We start from the raw sequence: 25,406 nt of genomic DNA, 5'->3' as shown, positions 1-25,406 counted from the left end.
ATCCTTCCGAACCATTCGGGGTTCAATTCGCGCAGCACATCTGTTTTGATCGGTAAATCCGATTAGCCCTCCCGACGATGCGCCCCTCTTCCATGTGCTTGAAATATCCCGGGGGTTTGGGGGCTGGCCCCCAAATGGACCCGACGCCCATGCAGATCGACCAGATCGAAACCTTCCTCGACCTCCTCGACACACGCAGCTTCAACCGCACGGCGGACAGGCTCGATGTCACCCAATCGACCATCTCCGGTCGCGTCAAAGCCCTCGAAAAGGCCCTCGGCGAACGGCTGTTCGAACGCTCCCGCTCGGGCACGCAGCCCACCACCGCCGCGCTCCGTTTTGAGACCCACGCCCGCGTCCTGCGCCGCGCCTGGGCCGATGCCAAGGCCGACGTCAAACCCTACGGCGCTGCGGTGATGCTCCGGATCGGCATCCAGCACGACCTTCTGGAAAACCACGTGGCCGACTGGCTGACCGCGCTCCGCTCCGCCCTGCCGGATTGCGGCTTCTACGTCGACGGCGACTATTCCCGCCAGATGTGCCGCGATCTGGAGGCCGGGGCGCTCGATCTCGGCGTCGTATTCACCCCCCGCCCCTCCCCCGATCTCTATTTCGAGTCGATGGGCGAGATTCCCTACCGCATGGTCTCATTCTCCACCGACACGCTCGCAGGCGTCAGACCCGCCGATTACATCTTGCCCAATTACGCCCCCGCCTTCGCCCAGACCCACGCAAGCCTGCTGCCGGGCCTGTCCGAAGGGAGCGTTTCAAGCGGTCAGGCCGCCGCCGTCCGCGGCCTGCTGATCGCGCTCAAGGGCACCACGTATCTGCCCGCCGAGATGGCCGATGCGCTGGTCGCGGACGGCACCGCCCGTATCGTGCAAGATGCGCCGATCATCGCCCAGCCCGTCTTCACGTCCATGCATCTGCGCAACCGTCATCGGGCGGGCTATCGGAGGATGGCAAAGGTCCTGCGCGGTCGGATGGCGGGATAAAGGCGCGCTCAGCGCTGGCCGGTGGCAGTGCGCGGCCCGGACAGCTTTCCAAGACCGGTCATCACCAGACCGACCAGGACAAAGCCCACCAGCAACCCGGCGACGGGCGCGGCAAGCCCGTCCCACCCGATCTCGGGGACATTCAGAAACGGATAGGGATAGAAGCCGGTGAAGCTCGCCCGGATCAGGATGTAGATGCAATAGATCACGGGCCACGCGACCCATAGCGGGATGTCGGCCCAGCGAAACCCGGGCTTAGGGGCCAGGAACAGCCACCACAGGCCCGACAGGATCGGCACGAAGGTGTGCGTGCCGTGATCCGCCCACAGATCGAGGCCCGAGAGGGCCACAAGATGCGCCAGCAACGTATGATAGATCAGCCCGACCAGCACGATGGCGATACAGATCGCCTTGATGAGCCTTGGCGACAGATCGCGGCCCACGGCAATCAGCACCTCATCGCGAGCGTGATCGTATTGGTCAGGATGGTGAAATATTGCGACATGTAGGACAGCGCGTCGAGGACGCCGTCGCTTTGCTGCGCCCGCAGGAACAGGCGGGTGGCCAGGGTGATCGCCGCTACAAGTGCGATCAGGGCCGCACCCTTACGGGCGGCCCCCGACAGGCTCTCACGCGTAGACAAGGCACTCATGCCCGAACCCTAATGCCCTGCGGCGGGAAAAGCGAAGGTGCCGCCGCAACGGATACGCGCCCTCACTCCGTCACCGCATCGTCGGCGGGCGAGATACCGGGGCGCACCATGACAAGGTCGATCTCGGGCGTCACCGCCGGAAACCCGTCAAGGATCGTACCCGCCGCGACATAGGCACGGTCGGGCCGGATCACCTGAACCGTGATCGCATACAGCCCGTCGGCCACAACCGCCTCGTCCGGATAGTCGATCACGGACGCATGGGGCGGGCCCGCGTCGCCGGGCGCCTCGAACCGCCCGATCTCCACCTGATCGTTGTCAGAGATATCGTACAGGATTGCCTGGAATGTCGCCTCGGGCGGCAATGCGATCCGCTCGCGATTGTTGGCGGTTCCGGCCAGTTCACCGGCGACCGCCGTATTCGCCGCAACCAGCGCGGCACCGATCATCAGGGTTTGACGCAACATCATTTCTTTCCTCTCAGGACTACGGCTCCGTGCCGCTCACTCCCTATGACGGCGTTGACCAAGAAATCCTTGGAAGGTGCGAGAAGAAAGATTTGCGCCTCCCCATCGTGGACGCGACGGTCGATCGGGCAAAGAAGCGCTTCAGAGGTTAAGAAAGGGTAAAGACGACGGAATTTTTATTTGTATTTCAATACTTTAAAACGCCTTATCAACCGTGATAACTTCGCCTGACAACCACCTCATAGCCCGCTTCCTCCGGCTCCTCATCCACCAGCTCCATCGGGAACCCGTCCGCCCGCACGTCCAACCCCGTGGCTGCCTCCAACAGCTCGATCATCCGATCCGACTGCGCCGCGTGGCCCAGCGCCCGCTGCCCTTCGCTCAGCATCTCGATCATCTTCGGGCTGATCTCCAGCGGCACGCCGAACCGGTCCGCAATCGTCTGGAACAGCCCCACATCCTTCTGGATCAGGTCGAGCGTGAAGTTCACGTCCCGTGAGCCACTCAGGATCAACTGGCTCTCGGTCTCATGGACGAACGAATTGCCCGATGACACCGCGATCGCCTCATAGGTCGTGGCCATGTCCACCCCCGCCGCACGCATCACCGTCAGCGCCTCGCACAGCATCAGCAAATGCCCGGTGGCGAGGTAATTCGTCATCACCTTCAGCGTCGAAGCCGCGCCCAGAGGCCCCGTATGCAGCACCCGCCGCCCCATCTTCGTCAGCAGGGGAAAGACCCGGTCGAAGACCTCCCGCGCGCCGCTCATGTAGATGGAGATATTGCCTGTATCCGCCCTGTGGCATCCGCCCGAGACCGGGCATTCGGCAACCTGCCCCCCCTGCGCCTCGATCAGCGGCGCGATCCGCAGAATCTCGGCGGCATCGGTCGTGGACATTTCCATCCAGATCTTGCCCGCGCGCACCTCCGGCAGCATCGCATCGACCACCGCCGCACTCGCCGCGGGCGACGGCAGGCAGGTGATGACCACGTCACAATCCCGCATCATCGCAGCCGGATCGCCGCCCGCCACGGCCCCGCGTGCGACAAAGGCCGCGACGGCGTTGGCATCCAGGTCCAGCACGCACAAATCCACGCTATTGCGCAGAAGCGATCCGGCAAGCTTCGCGCCCACCGATCCCAACCCGATAAAGCCTACCTGCATCTGGTCCTCCACCCTTTACGTCCGGCAAAGCTGCGCGGTCCGGTGCGCGTCCGCCCGCCTGTTTCCGACCGAATAGGTATCCAATTTCCCCGCGCCGAACGCCCGTTCGCTTCACGCGCTGCATGGATTGGACGGTGCAGGTTGAAACGCGCTGACATACCAAAGAGGCATCGGACGCGACCCGGCGGGCGAGTCCATATGCCTCAGGGGATCACGACGATATTGCCCGTATGGCGCTTCTCAAGGAACGCCGTCTGCGCCTCCCGCAACTGGTGCAGGGGATAGGTCGCCGCAAGGACCGGCTTGACGCTTCCGTCCTCGATATACCGAACAAGGTTCGCCATCACGTCCGGTCCGATCACGGTGGAGCCGGTGAACGTCAGGTCCTTGAGGTACATGGTGCGCAGGTCCAGCTCCACCATCGGCCCGGCAATCGCGCCCGAGCAGGTGTAACGCCCACCCCGCTCCAGCACGTCGAGAAATGCCGCGAATTGCGGCCCGCCGGTGATGTCGGCCACAACCGACACCGTCTCCGCGCCGAGGGCTGCGCGCAGGTCGTCCGGTGCGCGGGGCAAGATTATGTCGGGGCCGAGTTCCGCGACCGCCTTGTGTTTCGGCTCCGACGCCATGGCGATCACCCGCGCGCCGCGACGGTTGGCCAGTTGCACCAGTGCGCTGCCCACCCCGCCGGACGCGCCGGGCACAAGCACCGTGTCGGACGCGGTCACACGCGCGCGGTCCAGCATCCCCTCCGCCGTGGAATAGGAGCAGGAAAACGTTGCAAGTTCCGCATCCGTCAGGTCGGAGGTCACGGCCAACGCGTTGCGGGCGGGCATGGTGCAGTATTCCGCGTATCCGCCATCCCGCTCGCTGCCGAAGTAGTCCGTCTTGTCGAGGTCGGCGGGCTCGTGTTCGTCGCGCAGCCAATTGTCGGTGATCACACGCTCGCCGATACGCCCCGCATCCACGCCCGCGCCCACCGCGACGATCCGGCCGCAGACATCGGCCCCCTGGATGCGCGGAAATCGGATCGGGGCGCCGCCCCATGCAGGATCATCCTCCCCCACATCGGCGTAGGCGGCACCGGTTGTGGCTTCGCTGACGGACTTGGAATACCAGCCCGTGCGCGTGTTGATGTCGGTATTGTTCAGGCCGGTTGCCCCGACCTTTACAAGTACCTCTCCCGCCGCTGGTTCCGGCCTTGGCCAATCCTCGACCCATGCGTAGGCGTCAAGATCGCCGTGGCGGGTCAGGACCATGGCGCGCATCGTGTCGGGAAGGGTCATGGCATCACACTCCTTGGCCAGGGCACGGCCAGTTAGGGCGAAGGGCAGACGACGCGTCAAGCCGCCGCCGCGCGCACTCCTGCGCATCGCATCACGCGCGGCACATTGCCGATCCACGCGGGGGAATCTTGTAGACGAATCGTGCCCGCACAACCCAAGCTTGAGCAGCGGTGGATCTGTTCCACCGCCGATCAGAGCGATTGACCCGCGTGAATTGGGCGGCAGGACCGGCACGCATGGCGCAGAACGACCCGCCATGGTCGCATTTGCCGACCGCCATCGAAGGCGGCAGCCCCATCATCGCACAATCGTTCAAGGAACTGGGAGGGACCCCCGAATGGCCATAGAACCACCGATTACCGAGCTAGATATTCCCGTCGCCGATGAAGGCTTCTACAAGGGATTCACCAAGATCGTCGCAATATCAGGCAAATTCCTGGTCGCGGTTCTGATCATCTGGGCGCTCCTGCCCGCCGCATCCCTGACCTTCGGCCCCGCGCCCGAGGGTGCAACCTCGCTCTTCATCGACGGTGACGGCAATTACTCCGCCGCGGCGAGCGTGGTTCTGGGGGCGATCAACTCCATCATCCTGGCGAGCTTCAACTATTGGTACGTCTACGTGATGGCGTTCTTCGTCATCCTGTGCCTTCTCCTCGCGCTCTGGCCCGCATCGGGGCGGCTGCGCATGGGTCTGGACGGTGACAAGCCCGAATTCTCCAACTTCTCCTGGTTCTCGATGATGTTCGGTGCGGGTATCGGCATCGGGATGCTGACATTCGCCACGGCGGAGCCGATGTATCACTGGGGGTCGAACCCCTCGACGATCCAGGGCCTGACCGAAGGGTCGACCGCCGGAAACGTGCGCGACGCCTATATCTGGTCCTTCACCCATTGGGGGCTTGCGGCCTGGGCCTCGTACGCGATCGTGGGCCTTGCGCTGGGATACTTCGCGTATCGCCGGAACCTGCCGCTGACCATCCGCTCGGCGCTCGTGCCGCTCTTCGGACGCTCGATGGAAGGGTTCCTGGGCCATGTCGTGGATGTGGTCGCCGTTGTTGCAACGGTTCTGGGCGTTGCGCAAACCCTGGGCTTCGGGGTGGAACAGTTCATCTCCGGCCTCGTTCGGATCGGCTTTGGCGACTGGCTTCAGGCCACGGCAGAGGACGGAAGCATCGGCCCGTCGACCATCGGCATCGTCGTGGCCCTTCTGGTCATCATGGGAGCCTCGACACTGTCGGCCCTTTCGGGTGTCGGCAAGGGCATCAAATGGCTGTCCAACATCAACATGGGGCTCAGCTTCTTCATCCTGCTCTTCTTCCTCGCCTTCGGATCGACCTTCTTCGGACTTCAGGCGCTGGTTGTGGGCATCTTCGATTACCTCGTCTCCATCCCCGGCAACATCTTCACGGTCTGGGCATCCGATGGGGCCGAAGGGTCCGAGGCGTCGCAGCTTGCCGGTTGGCAGGGCGGATGGACGATCTTCTACTGGGCGTGGTGGATCGCGTTTGCGCCGTTCGTGGGCGTGTTCCTTGCACGCATTTCCAAGGGCCGCACGGTCCGGGAATACGTGCTGGGGGCGATGATCGTACCCGCGATCATGTGCTTCACCTGGTTCGCCATCGTCGGCGGCACGGCCATCGATCTGGAGCTGAACGGAGACGCCAATGGCGCAATTTCCGGGGCTGCCCAATCGGATCAGCTGTTCGCGATGCTGGCCGTGATGCTGAGCGATAATCTCGCTTGGATCATGTCGGTGATCGTGGTGATCTTGCTGCTGACCTATCTCGTCACGTCCGCCGACTCGGCCGTCTTGATCATCAACACGATCAACGCCGCCGGTGACGAGGGGCCCAAGGCGCGTCCCCACATCATCTTCTGGGGCGCCGCGCTGGCGCTTGTGGTCGGTGGTCTGATCGTGGCGGGCGGCTTGGGCGCGATCCAGACCGCGATGGTAATCGGTGCCCTGCCCTTCAGCCTTGTGATGGTGCTGATGGGATTGTCGCTCATCAAGGCCGTCATCAACGATGGACGCCGCAACCGGGCCGGTGTGGCAAGCACCCACGACGACATCCCGACCCCGGCGGAGTGATCGCCGGATCGGACGGACACGGAAACCGGCGCAAGGGCCCCCCTCGCGCCGGTTTTTCTTTGCGATGCCGCTGCCCCCGTCCGAACCCTACGTCACCTTCCGGATTTCCTTACCTTCTGCCATGGTCAAAGCGTGGTTAGGTCTTTAGAAGATAAATGAACGTCGTTCACAAACGACACGTGATCTGACACGAAGGGGAGGCCCATGGCCCGTTCCGGTAAACTCTCTCGCCGCGCGCTTTTGCTTGGGGCCGGTGCCGTTGGTGGCTATTTCGCGGGCCGCGCTTGGGCGCCCGGCCTGTCGCAATTGGACGGCGTGGCGCGGATCGGCGGCACACCGGAGGGGTTGTTCCTCAACGACGCGTCGGAGCTTCAGGCCACCCCGATCCACATCCACCAACGCCCCACCGCCCACGGCGATGCCCTGATCGAGGCGTTTCGGACGGAACTGCGCGACGCCCAGGCCGACGGACGCCCCGTCTGCGTCTCCGCCGCGCGCCATTCCATGGGCGGCCAGTCGATCCCGCGCGACGGCCATGCCATCACTGTGGACGATGCCTGGATCGAACCCGACACGGCGAACGGAACCTACCTTGTGAATGGGGGCGCACGTTGGCTTGACGTGATCGCGGCGCTTGACCCGATCGGTTTTTCACCGGCCGTCATGCAGTCAAACCACGATTTCGGCGTGGCCGCGACGTTCAGCGTCGGCGCCCATGGCTGGCCCGTCCCCTATGGCCCGATGGGGGCCACCGTACGGTCGATCCGCATGGTCCTGCCCGATGGGGAGCTTGTGACGGCCTCTCGCACGGAAAATACCCAACTCTTCCAGATGGCCATGGGCGGCTACGGCCTGACCGGGCTGATCGTGGACATGGAGGTCGACATGGTCCCGAACCTGCGCCTTGTCCCATCGTTCGAGACCATCGCCGCCACGGACTTCCCCGACACGTTCCGCGCCGCCGTGGACGATCCCTCTAAACCCATGGCCTATGGGCGCCTGAATGTGAGCCGCGAGACCCTTTTCGAGGAGGCACTCCTTGTGACCTATTCGCCCACGGCCGACCAGTCGGAGATCCCTGCGGCCACGGAATCCGGCTGGCTGTCCCATGCCGCCTCCTACCTTTACCGGGGGCAGGTGGGCCGCGAGGGCATGAAAGATTGGCGCTGGTGGGTGGAAACGTCGCTCGGGCCGCGCTTCGCCGGGGAAAGCACCCGCAATTCGCTGATGAACGAACCGGTCGTAACACTGGACGACCGTGACCCGGCCCGCGTCGACATCCTCCACGAATATTTCGTGCCGTTCGAGGCGTTCGATTGGTTCCATCAGGCCTGCCGCGACGTAATCCCGGGCGCCTTCGTCGAATTCCTGAATGTCACCCTGCGCTACGTGGCCCCCGATACCGACAGCTACCTGCCCCATTCCCCGGGCCCGCGCATCGCCGCGGTCATGTCCTTCACGCAAGAAATGACCGCCCGGGCCGAGGCCGACCACGCCCGCATGACCCGCGCCCTGATCCAGCGCGTCATCGACATCGGCGGCAGCTATTACCTGCCCTATCGGCCCCATGCGAGCATCGAGCAATTCGCCACGGCCTATCCCCGCGCCCGCGAATTCGCCGCGCTCAAACGCCAGATCGACCCGCAGCTGACCCTGCGCAATAATCTCTGGGACACGTATATGGAGGGGCTCTGATGTCCTTTATCCGCCGCCTTTGCCTGATCTATGCCGTGATCCTTCTGGGGGCGGCGGCGATCAATTACATCCCTGGCCTGACGGACGAAAACGGGCTGGCCTTTGGCATCTTCGCACTCGACCCGTTCGACGACGCGCTTCACCTGGTCTCGGCCATCTGGGCGTTTCTGGCGGGCCTCATCTCCAATCGCTCCGCGCGCACCTTCCTGATCCTGTTCGGCGCCGCCTATCTGGGCGACGGGATATTCGGCATCTTCACCGGCTGGGGCTATCTCGATTTTGGCATCTTCACCAATGAAGCGCTCGGCATGGATTGGTCTTTCCAACGCATCGCCGCCAATCTGCCCCATATCGCGCTTGGCGCCGTGGCGCTGGCCGCCGGGCTGTTGTCGCGGCGCACGTCATGAGGTTTCTCGGCCGCCTGCTCAAGCGCATCCTGCAGCTTGGCCTTTTGCTGGTCGTGCTGCTGGCGACACCCGTGATCTACGTGGAGACGATGTGCCGTGGCTCCGGCGCGCCCGCGCCCGCCAACCCGCTCTCGGCGGAGACACGGCCCGAGATCCGAACGCTGCTGACCTATCCGGAATGGCATATCGTCCACGCCTACGACGATTACGCGGAGGTAATCCGCGATGAAGACCCCCACGATTTCAACTATCTGGAGGCCGTCTTCGGTTATTGGTCGTCGCTCTGCACCCTGACGGAGCGTTCGGCGGAGTTGGGAGAGATCGACGGCCCAACCCGGCAATTGGTCCACGTGATCGGCGTGTCGTTCACCTTCGAGATGATGATGAAAGCCGCCTACGAGGAGACGATCGGCCGCGTCGCAACACTTATCCGCGGGCCGCAGCACGCGCGCCTGGACAACATGTCGGCGCAGCAGGCCGCCGAATACGCCGCTTTCCTGCAACAGGTGCCGTGGTATCGCTACGATTTCCGGGCCGACGCCGCTGCGTTGGAGGCCGTTGCCACCGATGCATTCCGGGACCAGGAACGGGCCTTCGCCCTTGGCCTCGAACATCGCGCGCGCGCGGCCTATGCGGGGCTTATCGCGCAAGCCGTCGCCGCCACGGGTTTCGACGACCTGACCCTTCAAATGGTCATCACCGGCCTGCCCGAAGCGACGCTGGAAGACGTTGAGGGCGTGCGCGTTCTGGGGGAAGCGCCCGGCGGGCTGGAGATCGAGACGCCGCGCTACCGCGAACTGACCCTCATCCTCGCCGATTGGGCGACGCAGGGGGCGGATTTCCTCGATATGGCGGGCAATGACCAGATCATGTTCACTGCCATCTCACGCGCAGAGGCTCAGGACGGTGCATTGGCCAGCCTGCCGCGCCAAGGTTACGGCGACACGCGGCACCTTTTTCTCGTTCCCGTGGCGGAGCTGGCCGATGCGCTTCGTGGCCTGGACGCGCGCGGCCTGCGCCTGGAGCATATCCATGACTATTAGGCGGCTCCTGATCGCCCTTCCGATCCTTTTCGTGGGTTGGATCGGGACCCTGGCCGTAGTGATGGCCGCAGGAGGTGACGCACCGGCAGCGTTCGTTCCGTTTCCCTCCGCCGATCTGGTCGATGCCCTGCCCCGCGACATCGCGATCACCGGACGGTCCCCGATCTCCCTCACCCTGCGCGGGGACAGCGCGACGCTGACCGCGCAACTCTACGAGGCGGGGGCCTGGCTGGTCCTTCCGGCGGGGTTGGAGGCCTGTATTCCGAATTTCCTGCGCGAACCCGTCGCCTCGGGCTAATCTTCGGGGATGACACACCCGATTCCGCCAGACGTCGCGCCCGCCCTTGCGGCGCTGCCCCCAGAAGCAATGCGCATGCGCGCCCTGATCTTCGCCGCAGCGCAGGCCACGCACACGATGCCCCTGCAAGAAACGCTGAAATGGGGCCAACCCGCCTACCTGCCCGCGAAACGCGCCGGGACCACCCTGCGCCTGGGGGTGGAGGCGGATCACCCGGCTCTGTTCGTTCATTGCGGCACCACGCTTGTCGATCGCTACCGCGCTGAGTTCCCCAATGAATTCACCTATTCCGGCAATCGCGCGGTCCTTCTGAGCCCCGGCTTTTCCGAAGCCGCCTTTCAACAGATCGCCGCGATGGCGCTGACGTACCACCGCGCCAAACGGGCGTGATCCGCCTTCTTCGCGTCAGGAACACATCTGCGGGCCTGTGGGGCTGTCCTCGCATCAATCTGCACGCTTGCGCATGAGCCCCACGAAAAATGGCGCGCCAAGGTGCCCCGGCGCGCCATCATTCAGTTTCAGATCAACCCTTTACCGGTGCAGGTCGAAGCGGTCATTCTCCATCACCTTCACCCAGGCCGCGACGAAATCGTCCACCATCTTGGCCTCCGCATCGCTGCTGGCATAGACTTCGGACATGGCACGCAGCTGGCTGTTGGACCCGAAGACCAGATCCACGACCGTCGCCGTCCATTTCTTCGCGCCACTCGCCCGGTCCGTGCCCTCCAGCACGCCGCTGTCGGTCTGGGTCCAGACAGTGTCCATGCTCAACACGTTGCGGAAAAAGGCGTTGTTGAGCTGGCCCGGCGTGTCGGTCAGCACACCATGCGCACTGTCGCCGTGGGTCGCGCCCATGGCACGCATCCCGCCGACCAGCACCGTCATCTCCGGCGCGCTTAGCCCCAGAAGTTGTGCCTTGTCGACCAGCATGTCCGCCGGTTCCCGGAACGACAATGGGGCGTGGTAGTTGCGGAATCCGTCCGAGGTCGGCTCCAGCACCGCGTAGCTTTCGACATCCGTCTGCTCCTGGCTTGCGTCGCCGCGCCCGGGGGTGAACGGCACGGTCACGTCGTGACCCGCCGCCTTGGCCGCCTTCTCTACACCGACGCCACCGGCCAGCACGATCAGGTCGGCCATGGAGACCGGCTTGCCGAAACCCGATTGAATGCCCTCCAGCACGGCCAGAACCTTGGAGAGTTCGGCGGGGTTATTGACCTCCCAATCCTTGGCCGGGGCCAGGCGGATGCGCGCGCCATTCGCGCCGCCGCGCTTGTCGCTGCCCCGGTAACTCGCGGCTGAGCCCCAGGCCACGCGCACGAGTTCCTGGACGCTCAGCCCGCTATCGGCGATCTGCGCCTTCAGCGTGTTGACATCCGCGTCAGACAGGGTCGGGCCAGCCGGCACCGGATCTTGCCACAACAGCTCCTCCGACGGGACATCCGGGCCGAGATAGCGCTGGATCGGCCCCATGTCCCGGTGGGTCAGCTTGTACCACGCCCGCGCGAAGGCATCGGCGAACTTGTCGGGATTGGCGTGGAAATCGCGGCTGATCTTCTCGTAGGTCGGGTCCATGCGCATCGCCATATCGGCGGTGGTCATCATGATGAAGGTCTTCCCTTCCCCGTCCGCGGTCGGTGCGTGGTCCTCGGGCTTCAGGTCCTTGGGCTGCCATTGATGTGCGCCCGCGGGGGATTTCGTCAGCTCCCACTCATAGCCGAACAGCACGTCGAAATAGGACATGTCCCATTGCGTCGGCGTTGGCGTCCATGCGCCTTCGATGCCCGAGGTCGTGGCGTTCACGCCCACCCCATCCTCGTAGCTGTTCTTCCAACCAAGGCCCATATCGGCCACGTCAGCGGCTTCGGGCTCTGCGCCGACCAGTTCCGGATCGCCCGCGCCGTGGGCCTTTCCGAACGTGTGGCCGCCCGCGACCAGCGCCACGGTCTCTTCGTCGTTCATCGCCATGCGTGCGAAGGTATCGCGGATGTCGTAGGCCGATTTCAGCGGGTCCGGATTGCCGTTCGGCCCCTCCGGGTTCACGTAGATCAGGCCCATCTGCACGGCGGCCAGCGGGTTGGCCAACTCGCGATCGCCGGAATAGCGTTCATCGCCGAGCCATGTCGCCTCCGGCCCCCAATAGATGTCTTCGTCGGGTTCCCACACGTCAGCGCGGCCACCCGCGAAGCCGAAGGTCTTGAACCCCATGGAATCCAGCGCGACGTTGCCCGCGAGGATCATCAGGTCGGCCCAGGACAGCGCGCGTCCGTATTTCTCCTTGATCGGCCAGAGCAGGCGGCGCGCCTTGTCGAGATTGCCGTTATCGGGCCACGAATTAAGCGGGGCGAACCGTTGCGTCCCCGTCCCCGCGCCGCCACGTCCGTCGAACGTGCGGTAAGTCCCGGCGGAATGCCACGCCATGCGAATGAAAAGCGGGCCGTAATGGCCGTAATCGGCGGGCCACCAGTCTTGGCTGTCGGTCATGAGCGCGGTCAGGTCGGCCTTCACGGCGTCAAGGTCGAGCTTCTGGAATTCCTCCGCGTAATCAAACGCTTCGCCCATCGGGTCGAGGTTCGGGTGATTGCCGCTGAGCGGGCGCAGGTTCAGCTGGTTGGGCCACCAATGCTGGTTGGCCGTGCTCCCGGAGGGTTGCTTGCCGGGGCCGTGCATTACCGGGCAACGACCCGAGGCTGGGGATCCGTCCATCATCTGTTGTCTCTCCACTGTTGGCGTTTGGCTGGCGCACTCACCCATTCCGTGAGTCGCTGATGGGTTAATCATATCAGGCGGCACCGATTAGCTACAGTTGGATATTCTGATAAGCATGATAAGATGATCTTATGGCAAACCTGACCATCAAACAGCTCAGATATATCGAGGCCCTGGCCCATCACGGTCATTTCGGCCACGCGGCGGCGGCGTGCAATATCAGCCAACCGGCGCTGTCGATGCAGGTCAAGGAGCTGGAGGAGACGTTCGGCCTTGCCCTGTTCGAGCGTGGGCCCCGCCAGGTCCGCCTGACCGGGTTCGGCGAAACCGTGCTGGACCGCGCCCGCGCGATCCTGCGATCGGTCGATGAGCTGGACGATCTGGCCCGCGCCGCGCGCGATGGGCTGACCGGACGGCTGCGCCTTGGCGTGATCCCGACCATCGCGCCCTATCTATTGCCGCGCATCATCGGGGCATTGTCCCTGAATTATCCGCAGATCGACCTGCATATCCGGGAAACGTTGACCCCGACCCTGTTGGAAGACTTGACGGCCGGACGGCTCGACACGGCGATCCTGGCCCTGCCAGTGTCAGAGCCGTCCCTGACGGAGGTGCCGCTGCACGAGGAGGAATTCGTTCTGGTCCGGCCAGAGGAGGACGCCGGAAAGCCTGTCCCGGACGGAGAGGCGCTCGCCCAGATGCGCCTGCTTTTGTTGGAGGAGGGGCATTGCTTCCGCGATCAGGCGCTTGAATTCTGCAACATCCGATCCCCCTTGCCACGCGACGGGCTGGACGGGTCGAGCCTGTCGACGCTGGTTCAGATGGTGGGCGCGGGTATCGGGGTGACGTTGATACCGGACATGGCGGTCGGCGTGGAAACACGCTCCGCCGCTGTCTCGGTGGCGCGCTTTGTGGATGTCAGGCCGAAACGGACCATCGGCATGGTCTGGCGCCGCAGCAGCCCCTTGGCCGAGCGGTTGGCGGGCATGGCCGACGTGGTGCGGTCGGCCATCGCGCCCGGTTAGTTCGTGACCCTGAAATGCGCGTCCTGGCGCGGCGGTCGCCGGTCCCAGGTCTGGGGCAGCGGCCCGCCGAAGAAGCGATCCATCAACAACTTGCGCGACGTGCGGCGGTGATTCATCCGCTTCGGCGCGAAGAACTGCCGTTGGATCACGGCGGGGCGCATCCGCTTTTTCTTCCGCTTGGCCAGAAGGGGAATGCGAAACGCATTGGACAGCCCGCGCGGCTTTAGGTTGTTGCGCAACTCGTACAGCCCGGTCAGGAACAACCGGTGGCTCGGCAGGATCGACAGGAACAGCTCCCGATCCACCTGGTCAGGCACGTTGAGGTTCTGGTTCGCCACGCCCGCGTTGTAGGAGGGGTATTTGTCCGCCTCCTCGATCGCGCGCTTGGCCGCGCCGAAGGGCACGAACGGCGCGCGAACAACCAGCAGGGCGCGGCTGGATGTCAGATGTTGCGCATATTGCTGCGCTACATTCGCGGGCACGCCCGCATCGGTGATCTGATCCTCGGCGGAGGTGCGCGAGCGTTGCTCGATCACATCGAGGGCGCTTTCGGGAAAGCCTTCCACCTTCAGGGCCGCCACGACGGCATCGGCATGTGCGGCATCGTCATAAAGCCGTGTAACAACAGTGGTCATCTCTGAAAGAGCCTCCCTAGGTTATGCGCGCGGCAACTCCGGTCGTGTAACAGAGTTCTGTTGCCAGATGATTATGTTAGGGCTCTGCCCCCAAATTTCGAGTGCTCATGGCGTGCAACCGCCAAATTACGCAAAGAGCCGCCACCAGGAACAGCGCCTCCAGCAGAAAAACCGGTACATATTGCGCCGCCGGGCGCAGCGATGCGCCGCCGGGCAGCGCCAGGATCAGGTCGCGGATGATGCCGCCCGCGGCAATCGCGATCCCCGCTGCCGTGGCCTGCACCGCGCCCCATGCGCCGAGGGCGAGGCCGATCTGCGCCCGTGGCGCGCGGCGCATCGTGGCGGTCAGCGTGCCGTGGCCGAACAGGCCCGCGCCGACGCCAGACGCGAAAACCCCGAGCGTGAAAATTGCGACACCACCCATTTGGGCCGCCACAGAGATTGCGAGAAATCCCGGCACACCGATGGCCGCACCGAACGTGGCGACGTTCAGCGGTTCCGCCCCGCGCAGCAGGACATGGCTTGCAAACCAGAACCCCAGAAGGGAACCGGCGGCCAAAACGGCAGTCAGCCGGGTGGTCATCGCCACCGACATGTCCAGCACCTGCCCGCCATAGGGCTCCAGCAGAACCTCGGCCATGCCATAGGCCATGGTGCCAAGGGCGATCACGATCAGAAGCCGCATCGTGCCTTCCCGGGCCGAGAACACGGACCAGGCTTGCGTGAAGCTTTCCACCGGCGGCGGGTTGGCGGCACGTGCACGGTCGCGCGGCTCCTGCTTCCACAGGGCAATCAGGTTCAAGGCAATGGTTGTGACAGCCGCGCCTTGCACCACCTCGATCAGGCGACTGGGCGAATAATCCCGCAACAGCCAGCCGAAGACGAGCGCACTGACGATCATGCCGACCAGCAGCATCACGTACATCAGGCCGACGACCTTGGGCTGATCCTCCACCGGGACGAGGTCGGTGGCAAGTGCGAGGCCCACCGTCTGCACGGTATGTACGCCCGCACCGACAAGCAGGAAGGCCAGCGCGGCCGAGGAATAGCCGATCCAGGCCGGGGCATCGGCCGCCTCCTGAAACCCGGACAGGACGAGAAGCGCGAAGGGCATGATGGCAAACCCGCCGAATTGCAGCATGGAGCCCTTCCAGATGTAGGGCACTCGCCGCCATCCAAGGGCGGAGCGGTGTTGATCGGACTTGAATCCGATCAGCGCGCGGAACGGCGCGAAAATCAGCGGAAGCGCCAGCATGACCGCCACGAGGGAGGCGGGCACGCCCAACTCCACAATCATGACGCGGTTCAGCGTGCCGACCAGCAGGACAAGTGCCATGCCGACGGAGACCTGGAAAAGGGAAAGGCGCAGCAGACGGGACAGGGGGGCGGTTTCGCTGGCGACATCGGCGAAGGGCAGGTAGCGCGGCGTGATCCGTGTGATCCGGCGCAGGATATTGTCGCGAATGCCAGCCATTTGGCCCCGTCATTGTGAGGGTGGCCGGAGGGGCCACAGGACCGGGTCAAGAAGCGTCGCGCGCTTCTATCCCCCGGTCGTGGAAAACAAGCCGCTCAGTCGAGCGCCGTGTTCGGTGTTACCAATGTCCTTGCCGAGGCAAGCGTCACCGGGTCTTCGATGACAAGCCTTGCAGTCCGCCCATCGGGCAGGATCACCGTCATGCCGTTCTCGGCAGCGGCGTCAAGATACATTGGGGCATCTGCGGTAACGTCTGCGCTGGCAGGCAGAACCGTGGCGTCCGTTTCCAGCGCGGCTGAACTGGCGTCCAGATCGTTGCCGGTCACGTAATTATCGTACCAATTGGTCTTGCTGAGCACTGCGACATGCACCGCGAACGAACCGACGGCGACCGCTGACAAGAACAGCGGGATACCGACGGTGGGCTTCACGACGAGCCAGATCTTTGAATTATTCATGCGATCTTGCTCCCCTTAGCCTAGCCAAGGCGTTGCAACGGCGACGAGGAAGTGGGCGACCAGAGCGATCCCCCCGAACACACGCGTACCGTCGATGAGGTAGCTATGCACCTCTTCCGCCTCGTTGAGGGTCAGACCCGTGGGCCAGACTTTATCCGGATCGTCAGACATGAGATCCCTTTCCTCTTCGCTTCGAGTTTTGATCCAAGGCCTCTGAGAAAGGTCCTGGACCGGCGAGCGACGGCCCGTCCGGTGCGGGTCACTTTGCAGGGACTCGTCCCATTGGGTCCATCACCTCACAGGATGTCACAGTTAAATTACAGGTCAACTGTAAAGTGAGATTTACACTATCGGACACATGGGGAAGTGGCTTTCAACCCTATCGCGCTCAACTGGAGGTTGTAGGGCGAGGCTTTGTGAGCGTTTTGGGCGCCGGTCGATAGGCGCCAAGACCGGATGCCGAGGCATGCGATTCTCATTCCTTTGCGCAAGGAGCGGTGGCGGGACTGGCAAATTGGAAGGGGAAAGGCGCAAGCAAGCCAGGCGCATGCGCGTTGCGAGGCTCCATTAGGGGTGGCGGATTGCTTTGTCCGATCGCTCAGCCGGCATCCACGCGGGATATCAAGCGTGCCGTTCCAATGGCCGCCTCCGTATGCTCGGCCTGAAAGATGTCGCGGCCCAGAACGCGGGCACGGATGGCGGTCCAGACCGGGTTCTGCGCCCCGCCCCCGGCCGTGAACAGCGGCTCTGGCACGCCTGCCCCCCGCGCCGTCATCTCGCCGTAGCACCGCGCTTCGATCCGGGCGATGCCTTCCAACAAACCGTGCAGGAACGCCGCATCATTTTCGGGCCGGGGCTCCAGACGCGGCGCGAGATGCGGGTCGTTGATCGGAAACCGTTCCCCCGGCGCTGGCAGGGGGTAATAGTCCAATTCGCTTGGCCGCGCCGGGTCGATCTGGCCAGAAAGCGCCGCGATCTCTTCGTCGTTGAAAAATTGCCGCAACACACCGCCCCCGGAATTGGACGCTCCGCCGACGAGCCAACCGTCCCCCAAACGGTGCGCGTAAAGCCCGATGTCCGGGGCATCAATGCGCTGCGGGCTGAGAATCTTCACGGCCAGCGTTGTGCCAAGCGACGTGACCGCGGCCCCGATCTGCATCGGCGCGGCGGCGAGAAACGCGGCGATGCTGTCCGTCGTGCCGACATGGACCGTCGCTTGCGGCGACAAGCCGAACCGCGCGGCGATATTGGGCGCCAGCGGTGCGACGGGCGCACCCGCAGGCAGAACCTTCGGCAGCACCTCCATCGGCAGACCCAGCGCCCCGAACCAATCGGGCCAGGCGCCGGTGGCCGGATCAAAGCCCGTCTTCAGCGCATTGTTGTGGTCCGAATACCCGCCCTGCCCCGACAGCTTGGCGGTGATGTAATCCGCCTGGTGCAGTAGATGCGCCGCGTTGCCGCCCCTATCCTCCGCAAGCAGGCGCAGCGCGCGCGTCAGGGCCGAGTTGGGTCCTCGCGTGATGTGGGGATCGGGGGCAAGGGCCGCGACCCTTTCCGCTTCCGGCAAAAAGCCACCTGAATTGTACATCAGCGCCCGCGTCACCGGGCGTAAATCCGCGTCCGTCACCACCATGGAACCCGACGTTCCGTCCACGCCGATGCGGGAGATGTCGGCGGGGTCGAACCCTTCGCGGCGCAAGGCCACCATCTGGGCCGTCAGGCACGCCTCCACGCCCCGCCACCACGCGGTCGCGTCGATCCGGTCCGGGTCGGTCGGCCCGTATTCGCCCCGCGCCATGGAGAGGACCGCGCCCGAGGCGTCGATGACCGCAGACCGAATGCCGGACGTCCCCAGATCAAGGCCAAGCGACAGGCCCCTCATGACCGCCCGGCCAGCGCCTGGCGGTATTTCTCGGCATCCCAGTTGAGCAATTCCGCCTCCGCATCGGCCCCGATCGGCTCCGGCGTCCAATCCTCGGGCAGGCGCGACAGCAGGTCCGACAGGCACCGCAACATCGCCTTTTGCGACGGGGTCGCCCCGTCCCTCAGCGCCACTCCCGTCCCCGTGACAAGGATCGCGGGCGGCGCGCCATCGTGATCGGCCTGCGGCAGCGCCGGGCCGAGGAATACGACGTGGTCGGGGTAGTACGACCCGGCACGGGCAAGGGCGGCAGCCGCCGGATCTTTGGCCAGCCAGCTTTCGGCGGCCCAGACAAATCCGTCTGGCGCGGGCGCATCCGGCCCACCACCTCCGCCGCGCAGGACGGGCATGGTAAGCCGATCCTCCACCTCGTCCATCAGCGCCGCGACCTCGGCCACCGACGCGCCGCAACAGATCAGCCCGTGGTTTTCCAGCACGATGACCTGCGTCTCCGGCGTGATGCGTTCCAGGATCTGTCGCGTCAGCGGAAGGCCGGGCTTGGCGTAAGGCACGAAGGCCACGGGCAGCCCGGAAAGCTTGCGCCGCGCCACGTCGCGCCCGCGTGGACTGACCGCGTGGGTCAGCACGGCGATGGAATGGGTGTGGGCAACAATCGTCCAGTCGAGCGCGGCGTGAAATGTCGTCTCAATCGAAGGGCGCAGGGTGTTTTCCGGGTCCAGAACGGTGGCCTTGCAGCTTCCGTCGCCGTCGCCATCCGCCTCCGCCCGTGCCGCGTCGCGATCCACGGCAACGAAGATGTCGGCCCGCTCCGCGTCGGCCAATTCGGTGCCGGACGCTTTGATCCACATCACACCGTCTTGCTTGATCGACGTATTGCCCCCCGGCCCTTGCACGCGCAACGGGTCCTGCCCTAAGCGGGCCGAGAGCGTGCGAAACGAGGAGAAATCAGCGGGTTCGATCATGGTCTATCCAAGCTGGTGGAGCGTGTAGGTAGGCATCGGCGTGTCCTCCGCCCGGGCAAGGGCGCTTAGTGCCGGGATCGGGTCGCCATCCCCGAACGCCGCCGCATGAAGGCCGCCGCGCACGAAAGCGGTCGCCCATCCGGCCGCGTCCCCGCCCGCAATGTCATGTTCCAGGCTGTCGCCCACCATCAGCAGGTTCGACGTGCCAAGCGCCGCCTCAAGCGCCTCGAAGACCGGGGCGTGGGGCTTGCCGTAAAACCTTACCTCCCCGCCGCGATCCTTGTGAGCATGGGCCAGCGCACCGGGTGATGTGACGATGCCGCCACCCGCGCGCGGGGACGCCCGGTCGGGATTGGTGCAAAGAATGGGGATCGCGCGGTCAAGCGCCCGGACCAGATCACGGTCGAAAGCATCGGGCGGCGCGTTGTCGGGCAGACCCATCAGCAAGATCGCGTCGGCCTGCCCCAAATCATCCACCAGCCTCACGTCGAGGCCCGAGGCCCAATCCGCGGCATCGCCGCCTGCCCGTTCGATCGGATAGAGGTGCTGCGCGGAGACGCGACCCGCGGCGATGTCGCGCCACAAAGCCTCACCCGAGGTCATCACATGTTCGAACAAGTCCTCCGCGAAGCCCATTGACGCGATGCGGGCCGCGTTGGGTTTTGCGCGTTTGCCCGAATTGGACAGAACCGCCAGCGGGACATCCAGCGCGCGCAGGGCGTCGATCGCGCCGGGATAAGGCGCAGTGCCGTCATGCAGGACACCCCATTGGTCGAGCACCATGGCGTCAAACCGCGTGGCGATCTCCGCCAGGCTTTCGATGGCCTGCGTGCGTTCGGCCCGCGCCATGGGTCAATCCGGGGTCGGCGGCACGAGGCCCGCGATATAGGCCTCCACCTCCTCCCGGCTGAGCGCAGGGGCGGCCTTTTGCGTCGCGTCCCCCGGCATGTCGCCGAAGTAAAATTGATAGCCCGGGATCACCTGCCGCCGCTTGCGGATCGGCATACCGTCATACGGGAACACGTCGGACCGCGCGTTGGCGACCTTGTCGTGGCAGGCAAGGATGTAATCGGCGCGCTTGTCCAGCTCCTCCACCGATTTCCACCCTTCGAAAGAGTTCACGAAACGTGCCGGCACCCAATAGCGCCAGCCTTCATCGGGGTTCGGCTCCATATTGCGTTCCTGGAAGATCGCATCGCCAGCAACAACGATATCGCCCGCAGATGTGGCGACCGTCACGGCCATGTGGCCCACGGAATGACCGGGCGTGTGGAACATGGTGATGCCGGGCAGCACCTCGCATTCGTCCTCCACCGCTTCGAACACGCAGCCGGAATAGGCGGGCTCGATCCCGAGATACCCGCTCTCATAGGTCCGGTAATAGAGGGGCAGCGGATTGAACGCCATTTCGATCTCGGCCTTGGGCGCGATGTAACGGGCGTTCTTGAATTCCTTCATATTCTGCACATGATCCCAGTGCAGGTGGGTAAAGACAATCGCGTCGATCTCGTCGGGATGGACGCCGAGCTTCTGTTCCAGATGCTCGTGGACCTGAAGACAGCCGCGTTTGTCGCATTTGTGGTGGTACTTGGTGGCCCGTTCCTCGTCGCAAAGTCCGGTATCAATCAGGATCTTATGGGTGCCGGTGTCGACATAATGGCAATAGACAGGGTTCCAGATCTTCTTTCCAGCGGGCCCTTTCCAGAAAATGTAGGTGCCCAGATCGGCTTCCAACCAGCCGGTATTGATCGGATAGATCTTGGTTTCCTGCACGCCCATCTGGACCCTCCATTCGCAGCGACTCGTGTTTGTATACAAATGTCGGGTCTTGTGTGCGAACGCAACCAGAAAAGTTTCGCGGAGGGTCAGTTGGCCGCGAGGGTCTGCTTGAAACTGGCCGCCATATGGGCGCGCATCCCGTCGGACGCCTCGTTCGAATCCTCGGAAAAGATGGAGGCGATCAACTCCTCGTGGCTCCTGGCCGACGCGATCAGATCTTGGGAACTGGCGAACTTTTTGGCCCGGAACGGCCCCGTTCTACGGCGGAATTCGCTGGCGATCTCGGCCATGTAGGGATTGCCGGTCGCGCGGTATATCGCCTCGTGCAGGGCCTCGTTCGCGCGCATATAGGCCATCCGCTCTCCCGCTTCGGCGGCAGCGACGCAATCGGCCTGCGCCGTCTCGATCTCCAGCCGGGCGAGAAGGGTCAGCCGTTGGGCCGCGATGCGGGCGCAGGCTGCCTCGATTTCGTGCATGGCTTCAAAGATTTGCGCCAATTCCTCTCGCGTATACTGAGCCACGCGCACGCCCCGTTTCTCGCCGGGGATCAGGATGCCTTGCGCCACCAATCGCGACAGCGCCTCGCGCACCGGCGTGCGGGACACGCCGAAGCGTTCGGTCAGCTTCATCTCGTCCAACCGCTCCCCCGGCGCAAGCGCGCCTGCCGCGATCTCGTCCATCAGTGTCGTCTCGATATGGCGGACGGTGCTGCCCCTTGGGGTGGCGGTACGCTTGGTGGACATGTCATTTGCCATAGGGGACACAGCTCTCTTGCGATCGATCACCCCCCACTGTTACCGCGCCGTTCCAAAAAAGGCAATTTTGGATATTTACAATCAATTTTGTATACACAATCATCCGAGGAACGATGGGAAGAGGGATTCGATGCCGACCATACGCCTCGAAAAGCTGGTGAAGCGCTATGGCGCGGTGGAGGTGTTGCACGGCATCGACCTTGATATGGCCGAGCACGAATTCACCGTGCTTGTCGGCCCGTCCGGCTGCGGCAAATCCACGACCCTGCGCATGCTTGCGGGGCTGGAGACAGTGTCGGAGGGCGAGATCTTCATGGATGGCAAGGCGATCAGCGCGCTTGACCCGAAGGATCGTGATATCGCGATGGTCTTTCAGGATTACGCGCTTTACCCGCACATGAACGTCGCGCGGAACATGTCGTTCTCCCTCCGCCTGCAAAAGACACCCCAGGCCACGATCGACAAGAAGGTCAAGGATGTGGCCGAGATGTTGGGCCTGTCGCCGTTCCTCGGGCGCAAACCCGGCGAATTGTCCGGTGGCCAGCGTCAGCGCGTTGCGATGGGCCGCGCGCTTTGCCGCGATGCAAGCACGTTTCTTTTCGATGAGCCCCTGTCGAACCTCGACGCGAAGCTGCGCGGGCAGATGCGGGCGGAGCTCGCGCTGATGCGCCAGAACGTGAAGAAGAACATGATTTACGTCACCCACGACCAGATCGAGGCGATGACGCTGGCCGACCGCATCGTGGTCATGCATGGCGGCCATATCCAGCAACAGGGCACCCCGGCTGAGCTGTTCAAGAACCCGGTCAACAAGTTCGTGGCCGGGTTTCTCGGCTCTCCTCCGATGAATTTCCTCGATACCGATCTGGTCGAGGAAGACGGCGCGATGCGGGCGCGTGGCGACGGCTTTTCGATCGTGCTGCCAGAGGCGCTGGCCAATCGCGCCCGGGGGCAAGTGGCGGGCAAAGTCGTGCTTGGCCTGCGGCCCTCGGACCTCGATTTCTCGCCCGGGGCCGATCCGGACCAGTCCCTCGACCTAAACGTGGTCGTGTCGGAATATATCGGGGCGCAATCGGTGCTGATCTGCGATTGCGGCGGCGCGAAGGTGACGGTCGAGATCAAGTCAGAAACACCAATCGCGTTGGGCGAAACCCTGCGCTTTGCGGTGCGGCCGGAGGGGCTGCACCTGTTCGATCCGAAAACGGACGTGGCGCTCTAGCGCCCGAACCAATCAGCAACTGGGAGGATAAGTATGCTGAAGACGTTAATGACATCCACCATCGTGGGCGGGCTTGCGCTGACCGGCGCGGCGCTTGCCGACGGCCATGGCGGGCCCTACGCGCCCTATGAAGGCACGACGCTCATCGTGAATTTCCCCTCGCATCCGCACTACAACGCGGTGCTGGAGGTTCTGCCGCAATTCACCGAGGAGACGGGGATCGAGGTCGAAGTCGACATGCTGCCCTATCTCGACATGCGCGAGCGTCAGACGCTTGAGCTTTCGCTCGACGAAGGGGCCTATGATCTGATCGCCTACGTCGTCTTTTCCAAGGCCGACTACGTCTATGCCGACCAGATCTACAACCTCGCGCCGTTCTTCATGAACCCGCGTCTGGCTGATCCCAACTACGATGCCGAAGACCTGATCGACGGCTACGTCCAGAATATCGGCGTGGCTGGCGGGGAGCGTGGGTATCTGCCCGGTCCCACCGGGTCGCTCTACGGGCTGCCCTTCGGGTCTGAGACCTCCGTCATGTACTACCGCACTGATGTCTTCGAGGAGCTGGGTCTTGAGCCGGCGGAAGATTACGACACCTTGCTGGAACAGGCCTGCCTGATCCCCGAGCAGATGCCCGGTATGGGCGGCGTGGCTTCACGCGCGGCATCGGGCCACCAGGCCTCCCACGCCTTCCTTCTGCACCTGGCGCCGCTTGGCGGCCGCGTGTTCGGCGAAGGATGGGAGCCGACGATCAACTCGCCCGAGGGCGTGGCCGCGGCCGAAGCCTTGCGCACGATCGTGGAATGCGGCCCGGAAGGCTCCTCTGCCTTCGGACCGGCGGAAGCGGCGAACGCGTTTGCCCAGGGACAGGCGGCGATGTTCATCGACTCCATCGCCTTCGCCCCGACATTCGAGGATGAAAGCCGCTCCACCGTGGCGGGCAATGTCGGATGGGCGCCCCACCCCTGCGCCGAGGCCTGCGCGTCGCAGACCGGCGGCTTCGGCCTCGCCATTCCGCGCAATGCGGCAGAGCCGGAAGCGGCCTTCTTGCTGATGCAATGGCTGACCAGCCGCGAGGGTGACCTGGCGGTGGCGATGGCCGGCGGCAACCCGTCCCGCTTCTCCACCTATGCCAACGAGGAGCTGAACGAGCTTTATCCCTGGTCCGCCACCTTCGGGGCCGCGCTGGAGAATGCCGATCCCGATTGGCGTCCGATCATCCCGCCCTGGGGCCGGATCAATGCCGATATCGGCACCACGATGAGCCAGGTCCTGACAGAAGGCCTGGACATTCAGGAGGCGCTGGACGGCGTCGCGGACCGCACCCGCGCCCTGATGGAAGAAGAAGGCTATTACGTCTGGCAATAAGCGCCTGACCTGACCCGGCGCGCGCCCTCCCCCAGTCTCCCGGAGGGGGGCGCGCGCCAAACCCTGCCAGACCCCCGAAGCATTCCGAACAAGGCGTCCTTCCCGTGAACCGTCAGAACGTCAGCCGCCTGACCCCTTACATGTTCATCGCGCCCGCGGCGCTCGTCATGATCCTCGCGCTGTTCTACCCGATCGGTTACATGATCTGGGGCAGTTTTCGCGAATGGGACCCGAGCCAGGCGATCTCGGAGACGGAATTCGTCGGGTTGCAGAATTACATTCGGCTGTGGTTCGACCCGAATTTCTGGGAAAGCTTCACCGTCACCCTGATTTTCGCCTTCACCGTCGTACTGGTCGAAATGGTGCTCGGCGTGGGCCTTGCCCTGCTTCTGGACCGCAATATCCGCGGCATGTCGGTCCTGCGCACCCTGTTCATCCTGCCGATGATGATCGCCCCGGTCGTTGTCGGCCTGGTGTGGCGGTTCATGTTCCACCAGACCTATGGCACCTTCAATCGCTTCCTTGGCGCGGTGGGTGACACGTGGTGGGGCGGCTTCTTGGGCATCGGCCCGGTCGATTGGTTGGGCCAGAACCCGCTTTTGTCGGTGATGATCGCCGATATCTGGCAATGGACCCCCTTCATCTTCATCCTGTCGCTGGCCGCCCTGCAATCGCTGCCCCGCTCCGCGTTGGAGGCCGCGCGCATCGACGGCGCGACCGGCTGGCAGCAGATCATCCACATCAAGCTGCCGCTGATGGCACCGGTTCTGATCGTCACCATGCTTCTGCGCCTGATCGACGCCTTCAAGGTTCTCGAAGTGATCCTCGTGCTGACCGGCGGCGGGCCTGGCCTCTCGACCGAAATCCTTGCCCTGCGCATCGCGCGGACCGCACGCGAATTCCGCGAATTGGGCGAAGCAGCGGCGATGTCGAATTACCTGCTGATGTTGTTGATGATCCTGACCCTTGGCATGTTTGCCTTCACCCGCTGGCAGGAGGCGCGCGCGCGTCGCCTGAAATTCGCCGCCGAGGAGGAGGGGTAAGCC

General features: G+C 64.2%; 26 protein-coding genes. 11 read left to right on the top strand and 15 right to left on the bottom strand.

Annotation, left to right across the window (positions count from 1 at the left end; all coding sequences use genetic code 11):
- Positions 1–134: 134 nt before the first annotated feature.
- Complete coding sequence (locus KUW62_RS04565) at positions 135–995, top strand: LysR family transcriptional regulator (RefSeq protein ID WP_224814333.1); 861 nt, start codon at positions 135–137, stop codon at positions 993–995.
- Positions 996–1,003: 8 nt separating this feature from the next.
- On the opposite strand, the gene KUW62_RS04560 is transcribed toward KUW62_RS04565, so the two are convergent.
- The 5 genes from KUW62_RS04560 to KUW62_RS04540 all read right to left on the bottom strand — a co-directional run bounded on the left by KUW62_RS04560 (position 1,004) and on the right by KUW62_RS04540 (position 4,565).
- Complete coding sequence (locus KUW62_RS04560; RefSeq protein ID WP_224814332.1) at positions 1,004–1,450, bottom strand: Pr6Pr family membrane protein; 447 nt, start codon at positions 1,448–1,450, stop codon at positions 1,004–1,006.
- Complete coding sequence (locus KUW62_RS04555) at positions 1,444–1,647, bottom strand: hypothetical protein (protein WP_224814331.1); 204 nt, start codon at positions 1,645–1,647, stop codon at positions 1,444–1,446. Before KUW62_RS04555 ends, KUW62_RS04560 begins: the two co-directional genes overlap by 7 nt.
- A gap of 62 nt (positions 1,648–1,709) precedes the next feature.
- Positions 1,710–2,114 carry a hypothetical protein gene (locus KUW62_RS04550; protein ID WP_224814330.1) on the bottom strand — a complete coding sequence of 135 codons (405 nt, stop codon included), beginning with the start codon at positions 2,112–2,114 and terminating at the stop codon, positions 1,710–1,712.
- 208 nt (positions 2,115–2,322) lie between these two features.
- Positions 2,323–3,279 (bottom strand): NAD(P)-dependent oxidoreductase, encoded by a 957-nt coding sequence (locus KUW62_RS04545; protein ID WP_224814329.1) that lies wholly within the window; start codon positions 3,277–3,279, stop codon positions 2,323–2,325.
- 203 nt (positions 3,280–3,482) lie between these two features.
- Complete coding sequence (locus KUW62_RS04540) at positions 3,483–4,565, bottom strand: alcohol dehydrogenase family protein (RefSeq protein ID WP_224814328.1); 1,083 nt, start codon at positions 4,563–4,565, stop codon at positions 3,483–3,485.
- Between the two features lie 337 nt (positions 4,566–4,902).
- On the opposite strand from KUW62_RS04540, the gene KUW62_RS04535 reads away from it, so the two are divergent.
- From KUW62_RS04535 to KUW62_RS04510, 6 genes are all read left to right on the top strand, one after another.
- Positions 4,903–6,654 carry a BCCT family transporter gene (locus tag KUW62_RS04535; protein ID WP_224814327.1) on the top strand — a complete coding sequence of 584 codons (1,752 nt, stop codon included), beginning with the start codon at positions 4,903–4,905 and terminating at the stop codon, positions 6,652–6,654.
- 204 nt (positions 6,655–6,858) lie between these two features.
- On the top strand, positions 6,859–8,349 hold the full coding sequence (locus KUW62_RS04530) for an FAD-binding oxidoreductase (protein ID WP_224814326.1): 1,491 nt from the start codon (positions 6,859–6,861) through the stop codon (positions 8,347–8,349).
- A complete protein-coding gene (locus KUW62_RS04525) occupies positions 8,349–8,756 on the top strand; it encodes a DUF4383 domain-containing protein (protein WP_224814325.1) in 408 nt (135 codons plus the stop codon). Before KUW62_RS04530 ends, KUW62_RS04525 begins: the two co-directional genes overlap by 1 nt.
- Positions 8,753–9,799 (top strand): hypothetical protein, encoded by a 1,047-nt coding sequence (locus tag KUW62_RS04520; protein ID WP_224814324.1) that lies wholly within the window; start codon positions 8,753–8,755, stop codon positions 9,797–9,799. Before KUW62_RS04525 ends, KUW62_RS04520 begins: the two co-directional genes overlap by 4 nt.
- Positions 9,789–10,097, top strand: a complete 309-nt coding sequence (locus tag KUW62_RS04515; RefSeq protein ID WP_224814323.1) for a hypothetical protein — start codon at positions 9,789–9,791, stop codon at positions 10,095–10,097. The genes KUW62_RS04520 and KUW62_RS04515 overlap by 11 nt, the downstream gene beginning before the upstream one ends.
- Before the next feature lie 75 nt (positions 10,098–10,172).
- Positions 10,173–10,487: a DUF1801 domain-containing protein gene (locus KUW62_RS04510; RefSeq protein ID WP_224814322.1), complete on the top strand. Its 315-nt coding sequence runs from the start codon at positions 10,173–10,175 to the stop codon at positions 10,485–10,487.
- Between the two features lie 141 nt (positions 10,488–10,628).
- Here KUW62_RS04510 and katG read toward each other — a convergent pair whose 3' ends face one another.
- A complete protein-coding gene (gene katG, locus KUW62_RS04505) occupies positions 10,629–12,800 on the bottom strand; it encodes a catalase/peroxidase HPI (RefSeq protein WP_224817033.1) in 2,172 nt (723 codons plus the stop codon).
- Between the two features lie 134 nt (positions 12,801–12,934).
- On the opposite strand from katG, the gene KUW62_RS04500 reads away from it, so the two are divergent.
- A complete protein-coding gene (locus tag KUW62_RS04500) occupies positions 12,935–13,828 on the top strand; it encodes a hydrogen peroxide-inducible genes activator (RefSeq protein ID WP_224814321.1) in 894 nt (297 codons plus the stop codon).
- On the opposite strand, the gene KUW62_RS04495 is transcribed toward KUW62_RS04500, so the two are convergent.
- The 9 genes from KUW62_RS04495 to KUW62_RS04455 all read right to left on the bottom strand — a co-directional run bounded on the left by KUW62_RS04495 (position 13,825) and on the right by KUW62_RS04455 (position 21,761).
- Entirely contained in the window at positions 13,825–14,463 is a 639-nt protein-coding gene (locus KUW62_RS04495) for a hypothetical protein (protein WP_224814320.1), read from the bottom strand. The genes KUW62_RS04500 and KUW62_RS04495 overlap by 4 nt on opposite strands.
- 76 nt (positions 14,464–14,539) lie before the next feature.
- Positions 14,540–15,937 (bottom strand): PucC family protein, encoded by a 1,398-nt coding sequence (locus KUW62_RS04490; protein WP_224814319.1) that lies wholly within the window; start codon positions 15,935–15,937, stop codon positions 14,540–14,542.
- Positions 15,938–16,032: 95 nt separating this feature from the next.
- Positions 16,033–16,395, bottom strand: coding sequence for a light-harvesting protein (locus KUW62_RS04485; RefSeq protein WP_224814318.1), 363 nt, complete (start codon positions 16,393–16,395; stop codon positions 16,033–16,035).
- Positions 16,396–16,410: 15 nt separating this feature from the next.
- Entirely contained in the window at positions 16,411–16,566 is a 156-nt protein-coding gene (gene pufB / locus KUW62_RS04480) for a light-harvesting antenna LH1, beta subunit (RefSeq protein ID WP_224814317.1), read from the bottom strand.
- Between the two features lie 427 nt (positions 16,567–16,993).
- Positions 16,994–18,277 (bottom strand): FGGY-family carbohydrate kinase, encoded by a 1,284-nt coding sequence (locus KUW62_RS04475; protein WP_224814316.1) that lies wholly within the window; start codon positions 18,275–18,277, stop codon positions 16,994–16,996.
- The gene (locus KUW62_RS04470; protein WP_224814315.1) at positions 18,274–19,239 is read right to left on the bottom strand and encodes a class II aldolase/adducin family protein; all 966 of its coding nucleotides are present in this window, start codon (positions 19,237–19,239) and stop codon (positions 18,274–18,276) included. The genes KUW62_RS04475 and KUW62_RS04470 overlap by 4 nt, the downstream gene beginning before the upstream one ends.
- 3 nt (positions 19,240–19,242) lie before the next feature.
- Complete coding sequence (locus KUW62_RS04465) at positions 19,243–20,088, bottom strand: TIGR01459 family HAD-type hydrolase (protein WP_224814314.1); 846 nt, start codon at positions 20,086–20,088, stop codon at positions 19,243–19,245.
- 3 nt (positions 20,089–20,091) lie between these two features.
- On the bottom strand, positions 20,092–21,018 hold the full coding sequence (locus KUW62_RS04460) for an N-acyl homoserine lactonase family protein (RefSeq protein WP_224814313.1): 927 nt from the start codon (positions 21,016–21,018) through the stop codon (positions 20,092–20,094).
- Between the two features lie 86 nt (positions 21,019–21,104).
- Entirely contained in the window at positions 21,105–21,761 is a 657-nt protein-coding gene (locus tag KUW62_RS04455) for a GntR family transcriptional regulator (RefSeq protein ID WP_224814312.1), read from the bottom strand.
- Positions 21,762–21,903: 142 nt separating this feature from the next.
- Here KUW62_RS04455 and KUW62_RS04450 point away from each other — a divergent pair, with 142 nt between their 5' ends.
- From KUW62_RS04450 to KUW62_RS04440, 3 genes are all read left to right on the top strand, one after another.
- Entirely contained in the window at positions 21,904–22,992 is a 1,089-nt protein-coding gene (locus KUW62_RS04450) for an ABC transporter ATP-binding protein (RefSeq protein WP_224814311.1), read from the top strand.
- A gap of 33 nt (positions 22,993–23,025) precedes the next feature.
- Complete coding sequence (locus KUW62_RS04445) at positions 23,026–24,360, top strand: extracellular solute-binding protein (RefSeq protein ID WP_224814310.1); 1,335 nt, start codon at positions 23,026–23,028, stop codon at positions 24,358–24,360.
- Between the two features lie 104 nt (positions 24,361–24,464).
- Positions 24,465–25,403, top strand: coding sequence for a carbohydrate ABC transporter permease (locus KUW62_RS04440; protein ID WP_224814309.1), 939 nt, complete (start codon positions 24,465–24,467; stop codon positions 25,401–25,403).
- The last annotated feature ends 3 nt before the right edge of the window (positions 25,404–25,406 follow it).

This window comes from Hasllibacter sp. MH4015, assembly GCF_020177575.1.
Taxonomy (GTDB): domain Bacteria; phylum Pseudomonadota; class Alphaproteobacteria; order Rhodobacterales; family Rhodobacteraceae; genus Gymnodinialimonas.
This window is presented reverse-complemented; position numbering and strand designations above follow the sequence as displayed.

Coding starts and splice junctions, on each gene's coding strand:
- KUW62_RS04490 (WP_224814319.1), bottom strand. CDS start 15,937: ATGGCTGGCATTCGCGACAATATCCTGCGCCGGATCACACGGATCACG.
- KUW62_RS04555 (WP_224814331.1), bottom strand. CDS start 1,647: ATGAGTGCCTTGTCTACGCGTGAGAGCCTGTCGGGGGCCGCCCGTAAG.
- KUW62_RS04455 (WP_224814312.1), bottom strand. CDS start 21,761: ATGTCCACCAAGCGTACCGCCACCCCAAGGGGCAGCACCGTCCGCCAT.
- KUW62_RS04535 (WP_224814327.1), top strand. CDS start 4,903: ATGGCCATAGAACCACCGATTACCGAGCTAGATATTCCCGTCGCCGAT.
- KUW62_RS04460 (WP_224814313.1), bottom strand. CDS start 21,018: ATGGGCGTGCAGGAAACCAAGATCTATCCGATCAATACCGGCTGGTTG.
- KUW62_RS04530 (WP_224814326.1), top strand. CDS start 6,859: ATGGCCCGTTCCGGTAAACTCTCTCGCCGCGCGCTTTTGCTTGGGGCC.
- KUW62_RS04475 (WP_224814316.1), bottom strand. CDS start 18,277: ATGAGGGGCCTGTCGCTTGGCCTTGATCTGGGGACGTCCGGCATTCGG.
- KUW62_RS04445 (WP_224814310.1), top strand. CDS start 23,026: ATGCTGAAGACGTTAATGACATCCACCATCGTGGGCGGGCTTGCGCTG.
- KUW62_RS04525 (WP_224814325.1), top strand. CDS start 8,349: ATGTCCTTTATCCGCCGCCTTTGCCTGATCTATGCCGTGATCCTTCTG.
- KUW62_RS04550 (WP_224814330.1), bottom strand. CDS start 2,114: ATGTTGCGTCAAACCCTGATGATCGGTGCCGCGCTGGTTGCGGCGAAT.
- KUW62_RS04540 (WP_224814328.1), bottom strand. CDS start 4,565: ATGACCCTTCCCGACACGATGCGCGCCATGGTCCTGACCCGCCACGGC.
- KUW62_RS04465 (WP_224814314.1), bottom strand. CDS start 20,088: ATGGCGCGGGCCGAACGCACGCAGGCCATCGAAAGCCTGGCGGAGATC.
- KUW62_RS04515 (WP_224814323.1), top strand. CDS start 9,789: ATGACTATTAGGCGGCTCCTGATCGCCCTTCCGATCCTTTTCGTGGGT.
- KUW62_RS04495 (WP_224814320.1), bottom strand. CDS start 14,463: ATGACCACTGTTGTTACACGGCTTTATGACGATGCCGCACATGCCGAT.
- katG (WP_224817033.1), bottom strand. CDS start 12,800: ATGGACGGATCCCCAGCCTCGGGTCGTTGCCCGGTAATGCACGGCCCC.
- KUW62_RS04500 (WP_224814321.1), top strand. CDS start 12,935: ATGGCAAACCTGACCATCAAACAGCTCAGATATATCGAGGCCCTGGCC.
- KUW62_RS04565 (WP_224814333.1), top strand. CDS start 135: ATGGACCCGACGCCCATGCAGATCGACCAGATCGAAACCTTCCTCGAC.
- KUW62_RS04510 (WP_224814322.1), top strand. CDS start 10,173: ATGCGCGCCCTGATCTTCGCCGCAGCGCAGGCCACGCACACGATGCCC.
- KUW62_RS04450 (WP_224814311.1), top strand. CDS start 21,904: ATGCCGACCATACGCCTCGAAAAGCTGGTGAAGCGCTATGGCGCGGTG.
- KUW62_RS04470 (WP_224814315.1), bottom strand. CDS start 19,239: ATGATCGAACCCGCTGATTTCTCCTCGTTTCGCACGCTCTCGGCCCGC.
- KUW62_RS04520 (WP_224814324.1), top strand. CDS start 8,753: ATGAGGTTTCTCGGCCGCCTGCTCAAGCGCATCCTGCAGCTTGGCCTT.
- KUW62_RS04545 (WP_224814329.1), bottom strand. CDS start 3,279: ATGCAGGTAGGCTTTATCGGGTTGGGATCGGTGGGCGCGAAGCTTGCC.
- pufB (WP_224814317.1), bottom strand. CDS start 16,566: ATGTCTGACGATCCGGATAAAGTCTGGCCCACGGGTCTGACCCTCAAC.
- KUW62_RS04485 (WP_224814318.1), bottom strand. CDS start 16,395: ATGAATAATTCAAAGATCTGGCTCGTCGTGAAGCCCACCGTCGGTATC.